Source organism: Streptomyces sp. NPDC007875, from assembly GCF_042868035.1.
Classification (GTDB): Bacteria; Actinomycetota; Actinomycetes; order Streptomycetales; family Streptomycetaceae; genus Streptomyces; species Streptomyces antimycoticus.
In genome coordinates this window covers 197,752-213,819 of the sequence record NZ_JBIADZ010000013.1, presented here as the reverse complement: position 1 = coordinate 213,819, position 16,068 = coordinate 197,752, and the positions used below count along the sequence as shown (strand labels likewise).

The window sequence follows — 16,068 nt, the reverse complement described above, 5'->3', positions numbered from 1 at the left end:
GGTTAACGTGCTCCGGTACGCCACCAGTCCCCACGTGCCGTCGAGCGGTTCCATGCCCCGCGGGAGAAGCCATGATCCAGGCCACCGGACTGACCAGCACCCCCCGCCGCAACCAGCCGCCCGTTGTCGACGACCTCACCTTCGAGGCTCCGGCGGGCCGGGTCACCGCACTGCTCGGCGGCCCCGGCGCGGGCAAGACCACCGCGCTGCGGCTTCTGCTGCAGCTCGACCGGGGCCATGGCTCCGCCTTCTTCCGGGGCCGCCCCCTGCACCGCATCCGGCGCCCGGCTCATGAGATCGGCGTTCTCCTCGAGGACGTCCCCGGGCACCCCGGCCGCACCGTGCGGGGGCATCTGAGGATGCTCGGTGCCGCGGCCGGGGTGCCCGCCGCACGCGCCGATGTGGTGCTCGACGTGGTCGGCCTCACCGATCTGGCGGACGAGCGTCTCGGTGATCTGTCGACCGGGGCGGAGCGTCGTCTCGGGATCGCCATCGCTCTTCTCGGGGATCCGCACACCCTGGTGCTCGACGAGCCCGCACGGGGCCTGTCGGCCCGGGAGACCGCCTGGCTCTACGGGCTGCTGCGCCAATTCGCCGCCCAGGGCGGCGCCGTCCTCATCGCCACCGAGGATGCCGAGGATGCCATCCGCGTCGCGGACCAGGTGCTCACCCTGGAGTCGGGCCGGCTGGTGGCCGATCAGCCGGTGGACGAGTTCGCCCAGACCCGGCTGCGCCCCCGTGTAGTGGTCCACTCCCCGCTCGTCGGCCGGCTCGCCGCTGTCCTGGAGGAGGAGGTCAACGCCGCCCGACAACTGGCCGAGGCCAAGGCGGAGGAGGAGGCCCGGGTCGCGGCCGAGCTCGCGGCCAAGGCCGGGGCGGCAAAGGCCGACGCCGCCCAGCCCGACGTCGCCGAAGGGGGCGACGCCGCCAAGGGCGAAGGTGCCGCGCCGAAGGTCAGGAAGAGGGCGATCTGGCGCAAGGTCAGGAAGGCCCAGTCCGCCGCCCGGGGCGCCGTTGCCGGGGCCGAGGCGAAGAAGGCCACCGCGGAAGCCGCGGCCAACGACAACGCGGCCCGGCCGGACGACAAGGCGGCCAAGCCGGACGACAAGGCGGCCAAGCCGGATGGCAAGGCAGCCAATTCGGGTGCCAAGGCAGCCAAGTCGGACAAGGTGAAGAAGGCTGCCCCCGCCCCTGTACCCGCCGCCTCTGTCCCCGCCCCCGCTGCCGACGCCGATGCGGCGGCCGCGCGGACCGGGGCCGTGGCCGGGGTCGAGGCCGAGGAGGAGCCGGTCGCCGCGCTCGCCGACCCCTTCTCCGTAGTTCGGGACGACGACACCCACATCTCCGTCTACGGCCTGTCCCCCGCCTCTGTCGGGGAGACCGCCTACCGCCACGGCATCGTGGTCCACCGGCTGGTCGAGGAGACCGCGGATCTGGGCCCGGGCACCTCCGCGGGCGCCCGCGCCCGCGACCCCGAGGCACCCCCGCTGCGTCTGCTCCCCAAGCTCCGCTTCCCCGGCCCCGCCTGGCCGATGCGCTACGAGCTGCGCCGCACCACCGGCGTACGGACCGGCTGGCTGATCGGCGTCGCCGCGATTGTCGCCTCCCTCCTCGCCTCCGTGCTGCTCGCCCGCGCGGGTGGCGTAGGGGAGCTGCACCGGCTCACCGGCTGGCCCGCCGACCTCCCGCTGCCTCCCGTCGCCATCGCGGCTGGCCTTCTGGGGGCTCTCGCCTTCGGCGACGAGTTCCGCTTTCCGGCACTGGCCGCGACCCGGGACGCCGTGCCCCGGCGACTCGGGCTGCTGGCCGCCAAATTCGCGGTCTGCGCGGCCGGTGCCGTCCTGCTGTCGCTCGGCGTCATCGTGCTCGACAGCGCGGCGCTCCTGCTGCTCGTCGGCGGCAGCGCGGTACCGCTGCCGGGCGACTGGCCGGAGTTGGTGGTCGGCGTTTTCGGGCTGACCATCGGCTCGTCGTGGGCCGGGCTGCTGGCCGCCGGAGTCTTCCGGTCCACCGCCCTGGGGCTGGCCACCCTGCTCGCCGTGCCGATCCTCGCGGTGCCGGTCGTCCAGCGTGCGGCGGAGGATCCGTCGCTGCGAACGCTGGCCATGCTGCCGCACCGGCTGCGCGCGGCGACGCTGGACCGGCCGCCGTCCATGATCGACCGAGGGCTGGCGGTCGCGTTGCGGCTCGCCTCCCAACCGGTCGGCCAGGCACTGATGTTGTCGGTCGCCGTTCTGCTGTGCGCCTACGCCCTCACCGGTCTGCGCGGCAGGAGCACCCGCCAGTAGTGCCCACCGCGACCGGCCGGCCGGCCGGGCCCGGCCCGCCGGTCGCCCGGTCCGTGCGGAGCCAGTGGATCAGGTCCGAAGTGGATTCGCACACCCATAGCGCGAACTGCCCGCAAGTCCCCGCAGCATGCTTCTTTCTGTCCGATTGAGCGTCAATTATGAGGTAATGGGCGATCACCCTTTCGTGTGCTTTTCACCAAAGACCTCAAGGGCTTCCGAGGCGTCGCCGACAAAGGATGCGTGAGTACCCTTGCGCACACCACGATGACCGCGGCTCGCCCCGCCGACTCCGGCCTGGCCGGTTCGGGCGAGCTTGACCGCTACTCCTACGCCGACGCCCCCGGCGCCGGCCGCGGCAGCGCCCCCTCCTCCTGGGACGGTGCCGAGGCAGAGATCGGCCGGGTGGGCCGGCGCGCGGCCGGCAACCGGGGCCGCGGGCTGCACGGCCAACTCGTACAGCAGCTGGGCCAGATGATCGTCTCCGGCGACCTGGGCGCGGACCGCCCGCTCGTCCCCGAGGAGATCGGACAGCGCTTCGAGGTCTCCCGCACCGTCGTACGGGAATCGCTGCGCGTCCTCGAAGCCAAGGGCCTGGTCAGCGCCCGCCCCAATGTGGGCACCCGGGTCCGCCCGGTCAGCGACTGGAATCTGCTCGATCCGGACATCATCGAATGGCGCGCCTTCGGCCCACAGCGCGACGACCAGCGCCGCGAGCTGTGTGAGCTGCGCTGGACCATCGAGCCGCTGGCCGCCCGGCTCGCCGCCGGGCACGGCCGCGAGGAGGTGCAGCAGCGGCTCGCCGACATGGTCGAGATCATGACCCATGCGCTGGCGCAAGGTGACACCCTCACCTTCTCCCGTGCCGACGCCGAGTTCCACGCGCTGCTGCTGCAGGTCGGGGGCAACCGGATGCTGGAGCACCTGGCGGGCATCGTCGCCGCCGCGCTCCACGTCTCCGGGGCGCCCGTCTCCGGCTGCGACCGCCTCACCGAGGCGGGAGTCACTCACCACCGCCGGATCGTCGAGGCGATCGGCGAGGGTGACGCCGCGGCGTCCGAGGCGGCGATGCGCCAGCTGCTGACCGTCCATCCGGATCTCGATCATGCCGAGGTCGGGGTGCCCGCGCCGCGCGAGCACTGATCCGTCGGCGCGTCCGGTGCCCGGATCGCCGGGCGTCCGGAGCGTGCCGCGTGCGACGTACGGCAAGGCGGTGTCGGTAGGCGGCGAGGGCCGGCCTGATGGATGCCGTACGGCGTACGAGAGGGCGTCGCCGGATCCCGCGCCGCGGGTTCGGCGGCGCGGCGCGACCGATCGGTCGGCACCGTGCGACTCCCATCGGTGCGCGACTGGGAGTTTTCTGTCCTGTTGGATGGGCATTAAGACCGTTATGGGGTGTGACTCGGGCCACGAGTATTGGGCGTAACGCTCTTTGGGGTAGCGCGATGATTAAAGAGGTGGCAGCCGCGGAGGGAATACGGATGTCGCTCGTAACGCTGTACTCCTCCGCACTCCGCCCGCGCCGTCGGTTCATCCCTGCCGGCGGTCTTCCGGCTCCGGTCCCCACCGGACTGAGCCGGAAGCCGTTTCCAACGTTCCGAGAGGTTGTTCGTGTCGGCCAGCACATCCCGTACGCTCCCGCCGGAGATCGCCGAGTCGGAGTCTGTCATGGCGCTCATCGAGCGGGGAAAGGCTGAGGGGCAGATCGCAGGCGACGATGTGCGCCGGGCCTTCGAGGCTGACCAGATTCCGCCAACCCAGTGGAAGAACGTACTGCGCAGCCTCAACCAGATCCTCGACGAGGAGGGTGTGACGCTGATGGTCAGTGCCGCAGAAGCGCCCAAGCGCACCCGTAAGAGCGTCGCAGCGAAGAGCCCGGCAAAGCGCACCGCCACCAAGACTGTCGCGGCCAAGACGGTCACCGCCAAGAAGGCCCCCGCAGCCCCGGCCATTCCATCGGCGGACGCCGGCGATATCCCGGCCGATGAGGCCGCGAGCCCCGCGAAGAAGGCCGCCGCCAAGAAGGCCACGGCCAAGAAGACGGTCGCCAAGAAGACCACCGCCGCCGCCAAGAAGACGGTCGCGAAGAAGACCACCGCCAAGAAGGACGTCACCGACGAGCTTCTCGAGGCCGACGAGGTCATCGAGGAGGCCGCACCGGGCAAGCCCGGTCCCGAGGGCGCCGAGGCCGAGCCCGAGAACGCGGGCTTTGTGCTCTCCGACGAGGACGAGGACGACGCGCCCGCGCAGCAGGTTGCCGCGGCCGGTGCCACGGCCGACCCGGTCAAGGACTACCTCAAGCAGATCGGCAAGGTCCCGCTGCTCAACGCCGAGCAGGAGGTCGAGCTCGCCAAGCGCATCGAGGCCGGTCTGTTCGCCGAGGACAAGCTCGCCAACTCGGACAAGCTGGCCCCCAAGCTCAAGCGCGAGCTGGAGATCATCGCCGAGGACGGCCGCCGCGCCAAGAACCACCTCCTGGAGGCCAACCTCCGTCTGGTGGTCTCCCTGGCCAAGCGCTACACGGGCCGCGGCATGCTCTTCCTGGACCTCATCCAGGAGGGCAACCTCGGTCTGATCCGCGCCGTCGAGAAGTTCGACTACACCAAGGGCTACAAGTTCTCCACGTACGCCACCTGGTGGATCCGTCAGGCGATCACCCGCGCCATGGCCGACCAGGCCCGCACCATCCGTATCCCGGTGCACATGGTCGAGGTCATCAACAAGCTGGCGCGCGTCCAGCGCCAGATGCTCCAGGACCTGGGCCGTGAGCCCACCCCGGAGGAGCTGGCCAAGGAGCTCGACATGACCCCCGAGAAGGTCATCGAGGTCCAGAAGTACGGCCGTGAGCCGATCTCGCTGCACACCCCGCTGGGCGAGGACGGCGACAGCGAGTTCGGTGACCTCATCGAGGACTCCGAGGCGGTCGTCCCGGCCGACGCGGTCAGCTTCACCCTGCTGCAGGAGCAGCTGCACTCCGTGCTCGACACGCTCAGCGAGCGTGAGGCGGGCGTGGTCTCGATGCGCTTCGGCCTCACCGACGGCCAGCCGAAGACCCTCGACGAGATTGGCAAGGTCTACGGCGTGACGCGTGAGCGCATCCGTCAGATCGAGTCCAAGACCATGTCGAAGCTGCGGCACCCGTCCCGCTCCCAGGTCCTCCGCGACTACCTGGACTGATGCGGACCGCCGCCTCATAAACCGAAGCGGTGCAGCGCGAAGGCCGGGCCCCCGAAGGGGCCCGGCCTTCGCGCTGCATCGGCGCCATGTTCCCCGCTTGGCCCACTCGGGATGCGGTTTGCGACGCAGGGGGTAACTCTGAGTGTGCGAGACGCTCCGTATGGTCAGGAGGCTGCATGCGTACGTCGCTCCGCTCGCTCCTCGTCGTCCTGGTGGTGCCGTTGGCCGCCGCGCTCGCGATGGTGCTCACCGCGCCCGCTCCGGCGACGGCCGACCGTGTCGTGATCGGCGGGCATCCGGCCCGTACGGTCGAGGCGCCCTGGACGGTGGCCCTGGCCAGTCGTGCGCTCTTCGGGGAGAAGAGGTCGGGCCAGTTCTGCGGCGGGGCGGTGGTGGGGCCCACGACGGTCATCACGGCGGCCCACTGTCTGAGCCGTGGGGTGCTCGGCATGGACTGGCAGCAGGTCAAGGACCTCAGGGTGATCATCGGCCGCAATGACCTGCGGAAGAGCGACGGGGTGGAGTACCCGACGGCGCGAGTCTGGGTCAATCCGGCGTACGAGGGCGACAACAGGGCCGGGGACATCGCGGTGCTCACCCTGGGGGTCGCGGTGCCGGCGGCCTACACCATCCCCATGGCGGGCAGCGGCGACCAGGCGTACCGGCCGGGCGAAAAGGCCGCGGTGTACGGCTGGGGTGATACGGAGGGCGATGGCAGCTATGCGTCGGCGCTGCGCACCGCGTCGGTGCAGGTGCTGGCCGACACGGTCTGTGAGCGCGCCTATCCGGGCAACGCGGAGGGGGACTACGATCCGCGGTCCATGGTCTGCGCGGGGCTGCCGGGCGGGGGTCGGGACGCCTGTCAGGGGGACAGCGGGGGGCCGCTGGTCGCCCGGGGGCGGCTGGTGGGCCTGGTGTCCTGGGGCAGCGGATGCGCTGTGGCGGGGCGGCCCGGCGTCTACACGAGGATCTCGGCGGTGGCCGATCTGGTGGCCGCCCATGGCTGATGCGGAGCACCGGGATGGCGGTGAATCCCGGCAGGAGCCCCGGAGGGCCCGTGGGGTAGTGCGGACGGGCCCACGAAACGAGCGTGGGCGGCCGCCCCACTCAGGGGGCAGACCGCCCGAATCCGGCCCTGGGCCGGCGTCGCTCGTCGTCGTGGGTGTGAGGCCTCAGCGTTCGTCGTCGGACGCGGACGCCGGAGCCGCGGTGAGCCGCTCGGTCTCGTCCTGTATTTCCGCGGCGATCTTCTTGAGTTCCGGCTCGAACTTGCGCCCGTGATGGGCACAGAAGAGCAGTTCACCACCGCTGATCAGCACCACGCGCAGGTACGCCTGGGCGCCGCAGCGGTCGCAGCGGTCAGCGGCCGTCAACGGGCTCGCGGGGGTCAGAACAGTAGTCACGTCGCCTCTTCTCTAGCTCGACGAGCTGTCGTACCAGGGTCAACATCCAACCAGCCTGAAATCGTTCCCGCTCGTGGCTTTTTCCCAAAAATTGCTTCTGAGTAGGCCGGATGGTGACGTTTGGCGGCGAATGAGCCGTATTGCCTAGCTTCGGTGTATTGCGTCGTTTGTCTGGTTCACCCTCCCGGCCGGGTTGCCGGTTGTGAATGATGACGTGCCCGGAGCCTAAATGGTTCATGCCTGAAAGGGAACGTGATGTGTGCGTCACCGCCACGAAGTATCGAACGTACGAGCGAAACGATGGCCGGTGCGACTAGCATGGACGTTTCAACGGGTGGCGGCACAAAGGCTCTATCAGGCCTCGGTACGCTCTGACGGGCGACCATGCCACCATCGTGCCCACAGCTGGGCCAACAAGAAATTCAGCGAGGAGCGAACCGCGTGACCGCCGACACGTCCGTGCCGTCCACTGCGCTGCTGACCGGAGCAGACCGGGGCGGCTCCAACTACACCGCGCGGCACCTTCTCGTCCTCGAGGGGCTCGAGGCAGTGCGCAAGCGCCCTGGCATGTACATCGGCTCGACCGATAGCCGTGGACTCAGCCACTGCCTCTGGGAGATCATCGACAACTCGGTCGACGAGGCCCTGGGCGGCTTCTGCGATCACATCGAGGTCATCCTCCACGACGACGGCTCCGTGGAGGTGCGCGACAACGGCCGGGGGATCCCGGTGGACGTCGAGCCCAAGACGGGGCTGTCCGGCGTCGAGGTCGTGATGACCAAGCTGCATGCCGGCGGAAAGTTCGGCGGCGGCTCGTACGCGGCCTCCGGCGGTCTGCACGGCGTCGGCGCCTCCGTGGTGAACGCGCTGTCCGCCCGTCTCGACGTGGAGGTGGACCGCGATGCCAAGACCCACGCGATCAGCTTCCGCCGCGGCGTCCCCGGGATCTTCACCGAATCCGGGCCGGACGCTCCGTTCGACCCGTCCAGCGGCCTCCTCAAGGGCAAGAGGGTCCCCAAGACCCGCACCGGCACGCGCGTCCGCTACTGGGCGGACCGCCAGATCTTCCTCAAGGACGCCAAGCTCTCCCTGGAGACGCTGCACGCCCGCGCCCGGCAGACCGCGTTCCTGGTGCCGGGGCTGACCCTGGTCGTCCGGGACGAGCGGGCCCTGGAGGGGCAGGAGGGGCCGGTCGAGGAGACCTTCCGCTACGACGGGGGGATCAGCGAGTTCTGCGAGTACCTCGCCCAGGACAAGGCCGTCTGCGATGTGCTGCGGCTGTCCGGGCAGGGCACCTTCAAGGAGACCGTGCCGGTCCTCGACGATCGCGGCCATATGACGCCGACCGAGGTCACCCGCGACCTGGGCGTCGACATCGCACTGCGGTGGGGCACCGGGTACGACGCGACCGTGAAGTCGTTCGTCAACATCATCGCGACCCCCAAGGGCGGCACCCATGTCGCCGGCTTCGAGCGCGCGATCACCAGGACGGTCAACGAGGCGCTGCGCACCGCCAAGCTGCTCCGCGTCGCCGAGGACGACGTCGTCAAGGACGACGCCATGGAGGGCCTGACGGCGGTGGTGACCGTCCGGCTGGCCGAGCCGCAGTTCGAGGGCCAGACCAAGGAGGTGCTGGGCACCTCGGCGGCCTCCCGGATCGTGGCCAATGTGGTCTCCAAGGAGCTCAAGGAGTTCCTGACCTCCTCCAAGCGGGATGCCAAGCAGCAGGCCCGGGCCGTCCTGGAGAAGGTCGTGGCCGCGGCCCGTACGCGCATCGCCGCCCGCCAGCACAAGGAGGCGCAGCGCCGTAAGACCGCGCTGGAGTCCTCCTCGCTGCCCGCGAAGCTGGCCGACTGCCGCAGTGACGACGTGGGCCGCAGCGAGCTGTTCATCGTCGAGGGGGACTCCGCGCTGGGCACGGCCAAGCTGGCCCGGAACTCCGAGTTCCAGGCCCTGCTGCCGATCCGCGGCAAGATCCTGAATGTGCAGAAGTCGTCGATCTCGGACATGCTCAAGAACGCCGAGTGCGGCGCGATCATCCAGGTGATAGGGGCCGGATCTGGCCGGACCTTCGACATCGACCAGGCGCGCTACGGCAAGGTGATCTTCCTCGCCGACGCCGATGTCGACGGTGCGCACATCCGCTGTCTGCTGCTGACCCTCTTCCAGCGCTATATGCGGCCGATGGTCGAGCAGGGGCGGGTCTTCTCGGCGGTGCCGCCACTGCACCGGGTGGAGCTGGTGAACCCCAAGCGGGGGCAGAGCAAGTACGTCTACACCTACTCCGACCAGGAGCTCCAGGAGACGCTGCTGGACCTCCAGCGCCGCGAGGTCCGCTACAAGGACGGCATCCAGCGCTACAAGGGTCTCGGTGAGATGGACGCCGACCAGCTCGCGGAGACCACGATGGACCCGCGCCACCGCACCCTGCGGCGCATCAACATCAGCGACCTGGAAGCCGCCGAGCGCGCCTTCGACCTGCTCATGGGCAATGAGGTCGCGCCCCGTAAGGAGTTCATCACCAACTCGGCGGCGACCCTGGACCGGTCGCGCATCGACGTCTGACGCCCGGCCCGTCGCCACGGCCGGTTCGACGGGGTCTCCCATCCGGGGGCCCCGTCGGCGTTCTCCCGCCCGGCCTCCTTCTGGAGTGCCGATTCCGGGCCGTTCATCACTTGAGTCACCTGATGGGGTGAACGTCCGGCATTGAAGGGTCCTGGATCTTTCTGATCTGCCCATCCTTGGTCACGCCGCGAATGCGGCAGTGAACAAGGAGTGTTCGGGGTGGACATGCACAACGCTCGCGATACGGGAGCGGCGCGGGTGGAAGATCCGTGGTACGACGCTCTCGCGTCCGGCTGGGGCGAGCCGGATGACACGGACAGCGGAGCCCGGCGCGCGCGTCCGCCCGCCGCCCGGGAGGTCTACACGGAGGTGCACGGCAGCGCCGCGTTCCAGGAAGTGCGCCGGCGCTACCGCCGGTTTGTCTTCCCGGCGGTCGCCGCGTTCCTCCTCTGGTACCTCGCGTATGTCGTCGCGGCGACCACCGCCCCCGGTCTGATGGCCCGCCCGGTCGTGGGCACGCTCAATGTGGCGATGGTCGCGGGGCTCGGGCAGTTCGCCACCACCTTCCTGCTGACCTGGGCGTACGCCCGGCACGCACGGCTGCGCCGGGACCGGGTCGCGCTCGAACTGCGCTGGGTGACACAGGAGATGATGCGGGGGCGCGCTCGGTGACCGGCGATCAGCAGAGCCTGGCGCTGGTGCTCTTCGGCCTCTTCGTGGCGGCCACCTTGGGGATCACCACCTGGGCGGGGCGCCGACGGCACGGCTCGCCAGAGGAGTTCTACGCGGGCGGGCGGCTGTTCTCCCCGATGGAGAACGGCTTCGCCATCGCGGGTGACTACATGTCCGCCGCGTCCTTCCTCGGCATCTCCGGGCTCATCGCGCTCTTCGGCTACGACGGGGTGCTCTACTGCGTGGGCTTCTTCGTGGCCTGGCTGGTGGTCCTGCTGCTGGTGGCCGAACTCGTCCGCAACTGCGGGCGGTTCACCCTGGCCGATGTGCTGGCCGCCCGGATGCGGGAGCGCCCGGTCCGGATCGCCGCGGGCATCTCCTCGGTCATGGTCTGTGTGCTCTACCTCGTGGCCCAGATGGTCGGCGCGGGCAGTCTGGTCGCCCTGCTGATCGGGGAGACGGGCGGCCGCGCCCGCGCCTGGACGGTGATCGGCGTGGGCACCCTGATGGTGGTCTTCGTGGCGCTGGGCGGGATGCGCGCCACGACCTGGATCCAGATCGTGAAGGCCGTGCTGCTGATGGGCGGGGCGATCGCGCTGACCACCCTGGTCCTCGTCCGCTTCCGCGGCGATCTCGACGCCCTGCTCAGCACCGCGGCGCGCAACAGCGGACATGGCGCGGACTTCCTCGCCCCCGGCCTCACATACGGCGGCGGCTGGACCGCCCGGCTGGATTTCATGAGCCTCGGCCTGGCCCTGGTGCTGGGCACCGCCGGACTGCCGCACATCCTCTCGCGCTTCTACACCGTGCCCACCGCCCGCGCCGCCCGCCGCTCGGTGATCTGGTCGATCGGGCTGATCGGCGGCTTCTACCTGATGACGATCGTGCTCGGCTTCGGCGCGGCCGCCGTGCTGGGCACGGATGCCGTACGAGCCTCCAACGCGGCCGGGAACACGGCCGTTCCGCTGCTCGCGCTCGATCTCGGCGGCGGCGCCGGATCGACCGGGGGCACGGTGCTGTTCGCGGTCGTCGCCGCCATCGCCTTCGCCACCATCCTCGCCGTCGTCGCCGGTATCACCCTCGCCTCCTCGGCCTCCGTCGCCCATGACCTGTATGGCGCGCTGAGCCGGCGGGCGGGCCGCACACCGCGCGGCGAGGTGGTGGTCGCGCGGTTCGCCGCGGTGGGGATCGGGGCGGCCGCGATCGGGCTCGGGCTGCTCGCCGACGACCTCAATGTGGCGTTCCTGGTGGGGCTCGCGTTCGCCGCCGCCGCGTCGGCGAACCTCCCGGTGCTGCTGTACTCGCTGTTCTGGCGGCGGTTCACCGCGCGCGGCGCGGTGTGGTCGGTCTACGGGGGGCTGCTTCCGGCGGTGGTGCTGGTAGTGCTCTCCCCGGTGGTCTCCGGTGGCCCGGACGCGATCTTCTCGGGGGTGGACTTCCACCTCTTCCCGCTGCAGAACCCGGGCCTGGTCTCGGTGCCCCTCGGGTTCCTCGCGGGCTGGTTCGGGACGGTCACCTCACCCGCGCCCACGGACGTCCCCGGCCATGCCGCCAAGCACGCCGAGGCGGAGGTGCGGGCCCTCACTGGGGCGGGCGCGGCCTGACAGGCAAGGACAGGGCGGGGGCAGACCCACGCACGGCGATGCTCGGCCGGGGTTCAGACCCACACATACCGGTGCTCGGGGCGGCCGGTCTCGCCGTATTTGAGGCTGAGCCGCACCCGCCCCGTGCGCTCCAGCAGCTTCAGATAGCGCTGTGCGGTCTGTCGGCTGAGCGAGGAGCGCTCGGCCACCTCCTGTGCCGACAGCGGGCCCTCGGCGCCCCGCAGCACCTCCCGTACGAGATCGGCGGTGAGCGCCGAGTGGCCCTTGGGTAGCTCCGCGGGGCCTGCCGAGGCGCCGCCGAGGGCGCCGAAGATCCGGTCCACCTGGTCCTGCCCGGCCTCGCCGTCGCCCTCCAGCGCACGGCGCAGTGCCGCGTACCCCTCCAACTTGGCGCGCAGCCCCGCGAAGGCGAAGGGCTTGACCAGGTACTGCAGCGCGCCATGGCGCATCGCCGCCTGGACGGTCGCGATATCGCGGGCCGCGGTGACCATGATGATGTCGGTGTGGTGGCCGAGCTGCCGCAGTCGGCGCACCAGGGACAGCCCCGTCTCATCCGGCAGATAGTGGTCGAGCAGCACCAGGTCGACGGGGGTGGTCTCCAGGACGGCCAGCGCCTCGGCGGCGGAGTGCGCCTGCCCCGCGACGCGGAAACCGGCCACTTTTCCGACGTAGGCGGCGTTGACCCGGGCCACCCGGACGTCGTCGTCCACGACCAGCACTTCCAGGAGCCCGCCCGGTCCGGATCCAAGGGTCATCGTGGCTCTCCTGTCGCGGTCAGCGGCGCCCCGGCGGGTTGTTCGGCCAGTGCCTCGGGGAGGACGACGGTGAACTCCGCGCCCCCGCCCTCGCGGTCGGACACCCGTACGCTGCCACCCTGGCGTTCGGCCAGGCGGCGGACCAGCGCGAGCCCTATGCCGCGCTTGCCGTGCGCGGGCGGCTCCTTGGTCGACCAGCCCTCGGTGAAGACCACATCGCGCCGGTCTGCGGGGATCCCGGGGCCGGTGTCGGAGACCCGCAGCAGAACCGTACGGTCGTCCGCGCACAGCTCCACCTCGACGTGCGGCTCCCGCGAACCGACCGCCGCGTCCAGGGCGTTGTCGATGAGATTGCCGACGATCGTCACCAGCCCCGGCGGGTCCACCACCCGGTTGGGCAGCAGGCTGTCCTCGGCGACGGACAGCGAGACCCCGCGTTCGGTGGCGACCGTGGCCTTGCCGACCAGCAGGGAGGCCAGCAGCGGATCGTGCACCCGCTCGGTGACCTGCTCTGCGGTGGCCCGGTGCACCCCGATCGTCTCGGTGATGAACTCCATCGCCTCGTCGTGCAGTTCGAGTTCGAGCAGGCCCAGGAGGGTGTGCATCCGGTTGGCGTGCTCATGGTCCTGTGCCCGCAGTGCGTCGATCAGGCCCCGGGTGCCGTCCAGCTCGCGGCCCAGCCGCTCCAGTTCGGTGCGGTCGCGGAGCGTGACCACCGCACCGCCGTCGTCCGTCGGCATCCGGTTGGCGACCAGCACCCGGCCGCCGCTGACGGTCAGCAGATCGGCGCCGGTGACCCGGCCGGACAGCACATCGGTCGTACGGCCCGGGGCGAGCGCCGCCTCCAGTGGCCGGCCGGTGTCCTCGGGGCACAGATCCAGCAGCCGCTGCGCCTCGTCGTTGATCAGCCGGATGCGGCCGTGGGCGTCGAGGGCGACGACGCCTTCCCGGATGCCGTGGAGCATCGCCTCGCGCTCGGCGAGCAGGGCGGAGATATCGGAGAAGGCCAGGTCATGGGTGCGTCGCTGGAGCCGGCGGGCGACCACATACGCCGCCAGGGCGCCGACGGCGAGCGCGCCGCCCGCGTAGGCGAGCATCTCCGGGACCGAGGCGACGAGCCGGGCGCGCACGCTCTCGTAGGAGATGCCCACCGAGACGGCGCCCACGATACGGCCGCCCTCGGCGCGCAGCGGCACCTTGCCGCGGGCCGAGCGGCCGAGGGTGCCCTCGTCGATCTCCATGATCTCCCGGCCCCCGATGGCCTCGGTGGGGTCGGTGGAGACATGCTTACCGATCTCGCCCGGGGAGGTGTGCGACCAGCGCACCCCGCGCCGATCCATGATCACGACATACTCGGCGCCGGTCGCCCGGCGGATGCGCTCCGCCTCGGTCTGCACGGGCCCGTCGGGGGTGGGCCGGGTGTGCTGGAGCGCCTCGGCCAGCCGGGGCTCGGCGGCCGTGGTCTGGGCGATGGCGAGGGCGCGGCGCATGGCCTGGTCGTCGAGGTGGTCGCTGAGCGGCGCGAGGAAGAGGCCGGTCGCGAGCACGGTGACACCCGTGGCGATGGCCAGCTGCATCAGCAGGACCTGGGAGAAGACGCGCCGGGGCCAGCCGATGCGCCACCTTGTGGCCGTGGCTGCCTGCCCCGGCGGTATCGCGGCGCTCATGGCAACGAAGGGTAACCAAGGGCGGGCCGGAGGAGCCGCGTCAGGACCCGGGGGAGGGGGCCGGGAGCGGCGATCCCGGGGTGGCATGGGTTACAGAGTGGGGGCGGCCATCCCGGGGGCCACGGGCTCGGGGTGTGGATGTGGGCGCAGAGAGGGGCCCAGGAGCGGCGATCTCGGAGTGCCGCGCGGCCGGGGCGTGGGCTCAGAGGCGGCCGGCGGCCATCGCGTGTACGCCGGATGCGGGCCGCCGGGCGGTCCGGATCCCGACGACCTCCATCCGGGCCGGGGAGCCCAGGGGCAAGCCGCAGCTCTCGGGCCGCGGCGGCGCCGCGGCGACCTGCGCGACGCTCACCCGCCAGACCCGGCCGTCGCGGTGCGCGACGGTCACGGACCAGACCGGGGCCTCTCCGTCGGTCCGTGCGACGGTCAGCGCGTCGGCCCCGTCCTCGCCGGTCAGTTCGCGGACGGCCAGCTCCGCCGCCTGGCCGGGGCGCTCCCAGGCGGAGCGGCCGCGGCAGCCCTCGGTGACGACCCGGCCCTGCCGCAGCGCTTCGATGACGTCCTTGACGCCTTGGGCGGTGGCGCGGCCGTAGGTGTAGCCGTGCGGCAGCACGACGAGGGTGGGGGAGAAGCGGTGGCCGCCGATATGGGTGATCTCCCAGGTGCCATGGACACCGGAGGCGGTCAGCTCACCGGCCAGCGGGCGGCCGAGAAGGGCGCAGCAGCGGTCGCGCTTGCCGTTGGTGCACACCAGCACCAGCGGATCGCCGGTGTACTCCTCCCAGGCCGCGGGGTCGTGGGGGCGCAGGGTGAGCCCGCCGGGGTCGCCCGCGCCCAGTGCGGCGAAGTCCAGGCCGAGCAGCCGTGCGGGGTCGTCCAGGGCGGTGGTGCGGATCCAGGAGCGGCCGGGCCGGGTGTGGGCCACGAAGACCCGGTGCCGGGCGCCGGTGTGCAGATCGGCGTGACGGCCGGGGCGGCGGATCAGCGCGACCCGTACGCCGGTGTCCTCGGCGGCGTGCTCCAGCGCGCGTCCGAGGGCCCTGTCGAGCCGGCTGGCGGTAAGAGCCTCGGTGCCCCAGGGCCCGGGCTGTTCCACCAGCAGCCAGGTGGGGGCGGTGGCCGCCGTCCCGGCGAGCGGCTCGGACAGGTCGCGGGAAGCGGTCGCACACGTGCTCACGAAGGTAAGCCTAACCTCTCTTGATCGATAGTGCGCGCTGGAGCCGTGAGCGCGCGCCGTGCGTGTGCACCGGAGCCCCGGAAGAACGCGTGGCGGGAGCCGCATGGGCGCCTTACGGTCTGCATGCGGCGGAGGGCGGCAGTCCGCATCCCGCCGCGCGTCTGCCGTTCCATGGGGTGGGAGCCAGGCGCGACAATGGCGCTTCGGGGGTGGAGGGGGCGGATATGGGTGGTTTATGGGCGCGGTGGCGCAGGCGCCGGGGGAGACGAGGGGCACGCGTGCTGGACCCCGGGCTGAGGGCGATGGTGAGGGCGGCCTACGACGAGGGGCGACCGATTCCCGAATCGCTCGCCCGTAAGGCGGCCGAGGCCGGTGATCCGCGGGGGATGACTGTCTACGGCATCGGGCTGGGCGAGCGGGGCGCGTACGCCGAGGCCGTCCACTGGCTCGGCAAGGCCGCCGCGACGGGTGACCTCTCGGCCATGGTGGTGCTCGGCACCGTCCATCTGGACCATGGTGAGCTGGGCGAGGCGGAGCGGCACTTCCGGCGGGCGGCGGACCGCGGCCACGCCGGTGCGCGCCTCGCCCTCCGGCAGCTGCGCGCCCGGCGCAACGGGAGCGGCCACTGACACGTGTGCCGTGGCCTTCCGCCGCCCGCGAGGGTCGGGGCCTTCCGGCTGTCCCGGGGCCGGGGGAGTGAGCGCCACGGGCGCTCGTGAACGCCGCGGGGGACTGTGAACGGGAGGGTGCCCGCGAAAGGCGC

At 71.5% G+C, this 16,068-nt stretch carries 12 protein-coding genes; 8 read left to right on the top strand and 4 right to left on the bottom strand.

Annotated elements, in window-relative coordinates; genetic code table 11:
* Positions 1-71: 71 nt before the first annotated feature.
* The 4 genes from ACFYOY_RS26810 to ACFYOY_RS26795 all read left to right on the top strand — a co-directional run bounded on the left by ACFYOY_RS26810 (position 72) and on the right by ACFYOY_RS26795 (position 6,469).
* The gene (locus ACFYOY_RS26810; RefSeq protein WP_388590095.1) at positions 72-2,288 is read left to right on the top strand and encodes an ATP-binding cassette domain-containing protein; all 2,217 of its coding nucleotides are present in this window, start codon (positions 72-74) and stop codon (positions 2,286-2,288) included.
* A 186-nt stretch (positions 2,289-2,474) separates the two neighbouring features.
* The gene (locus tag ACFYOY_RS26805) at positions 2,475-3,428 is read left to right on the top strand and encodes a FadR/GntR family transcriptional regulator (protein WP_351879350.1); all 954 of its coding nucleotides are present in this window, start codon (positions 2,475-2,477) and stop codon (positions 3,426-3,428) included.
* Positions 3,429-3,890: 462 nt separating this feature from the next.
* A complete protein-coding gene (locus tag ACFYOY_RS26800) occupies positions 3,891-5,462 on the top strand; it encodes an RNA polymerase sigma factor (protein ID WP_351879347.1) in 1,572 nt (523 codons plus the stop codon).
* 176 nt (positions 5,463-5,638) lie between these two features.
* Complete coding sequence (locus tag ACFYOY_RS26795) at positions 5,639-6,469, top strand: serine protease (RefSeq protein WP_351879344.1); 831 nt, start codon at positions 5,639-5,641, stop codon at positions 6,467-6,469.
* Positions 6,470-6,634: 165 nt separating this feature from the next.
* On the opposite strand, the gene ACFYOY_RS26790 is transcribed toward ACFYOY_RS26795, so the two are convergent.
* On the bottom strand, positions 6,635-6,865 hold the full coding sequence (locus ACFYOY_RS26790; protein WP_030842698.1) for a hypothetical protein: 231 nt from the start codon (positions 6,863-6,865) through the stop codon (positions 6,635-6,637).
* A gap of 441 nt (positions 6,866-7,306) precedes the next feature.
* Between ACFYOY_RS26790 and ACFYOY_RS26785 the strand changes: the two genes are divergently transcribed.
* The 3 genes from ACFYOY_RS26785 to ACFYOY_RS26775 all read left to right on the top strand — a co-directional run bounded on the left by ACFYOY_RS26785 (position 7,307) and on the right by ACFYOY_RS26775 (position 11,706).
* A complete protein-coding gene (locus ACFYOY_RS26785; protein ID WP_351879341.1) occupies positions 7,307-9,430 on the top strand; it encodes a DNA topoisomerase IV subunit B in 2,124 nt (707 codons plus the stop codon).
* 219 nt (positions 9,431-9,649) lie between these two features.
* The gene (locus ACFYOY_RS26780; protein WP_388590090.1) at positions 9,650-10,102 is read left to right on the top strand and encodes a DUF485 domain-containing protein; all 453 of its coding nucleotides are present in this window, start codon (positions 9,650-9,652) and stop codon (positions 10,100-10,102) included.
* Entirely contained in the window at positions 10,099-11,706 is a 1,608-nt protein-coding gene (locus tag ACFYOY_RS26775) for a cation acetate symporter (RefSeq protein ID WP_351879338.1), read from the top strand. The genes ACFYOY_RS26780 and ACFYOY_RS26775 overlap by 4 nt, the downstream gene beginning before the upstream one ends.
* Before the next feature lie 53 nt (positions 11,707-11,759).
* On the opposite strand, the gene ACFYOY_RS26770 is transcribed toward ACFYOY_RS26775, so the two are convergent.
* From ACFYOY_RS26770 to ACFYOY_RS26760, 3 genes are all read right to left on the bottom strand, one after another.
* Positions 11,760-12,461, bottom strand: coding sequence for a response regulator (locus tag ACFYOY_RS26770; protein ID WP_351879335.1), 702 nt, complete (start codon positions 12,459-12,461; stop codon positions 11,760-11,762).
* Positions 12,458-14,128: a sensor histidine kinase gene (locus tag ACFYOY_RS26765; RefSeq protein WP_351879332.1), complete on the bottom strand. Its 1,671-nt coding sequence runs from the start codon at positions 14,126-14,128 to the stop codon at positions 12,458-12,460. The genes ACFYOY_RS26770 and ACFYOY_RS26765 overlap by 4 nt, the downstream gene beginning before the upstream one ends.
* 202 nt (positions 14,129-14,330) lie before the next feature.
* Positions 14,331-15,305, bottom strand: a complete 975-nt coding sequence (locus ACFYOY_RS26760; protein ID WP_351879329.1) for a sucrase ferredoxin — start codon at positions 15,303-15,305, stop codon at positions 14,331-14,333.
* A 278-nt stretch (positions 15,306-15,583) separates the two neighbouring features.
* On the opposite strand from ACFYOY_RS26760, the gene ACFYOY_RS26755 reads away from it, so the two are divergent.
* Positions 15,584-15,934: a sel1 repeat family protein gene (locus ACFYOY_RS26755; protein ID WP_351879327.1), complete on the top strand. Its 351-nt coding sequence runs from the start codon at positions 15,584-15,586 to the stop codon at positions 15,932-15,934.
* Positions 15,935-16,068 lie beyond the last annotated feature (134 nt).